General features: G+C 72.9%; 1 protein-coding gene. It reads left to right on the top strand.

The window, feature by feature from the left end:
- The coding region (locus OH705_RS29035) for a thiamine pyrophosphate-binding protein (RefSeq protein ID WP_267303678.1) at positions 1 to 229 on the top strand (229 nt) is incomplete at both ends.

The following is a 229-nucleotide window of genomic DNA, read 5'->3' as shown; positions in this document are numbered from 1 at the left end:
GTTCATGGCCAGCGCCCACGCCAAGTTCACCGGTGAGCTGGGCGTGTGCATCGCCACCTCGGGCCCAGGTGCCTCGCCCCTGCTTACCGGCCTGTACGATGCGCGCATGGATCACCAGCCGGGGCTGGCCATCGTTGGCCACCACGCCCGAGCCGCCCGGGGCGGGCCCAATCAGCCGGGGCGGGACGTGCGGTCGAGGTTCAAGGATGTGGCCGGGGCGGGCGTGCCG

This window comes from Pseudomonas sp. BJa3, assembly GCF_026343815.1.
In the GTDB taxonomy this organism is placed as follows: Bacteria; Pseudomonadota; Gammaproteobacteria; order Pseudomonadales; family Pseudomonadaceae; genus Aquipseudomonas; species Aquipseudomonas soli.
The sequence above is the reverse complement of the archived record's forward strand: the minus strand, read 5'-3'. Positions and strand labels throughout refer to the sequence as shown.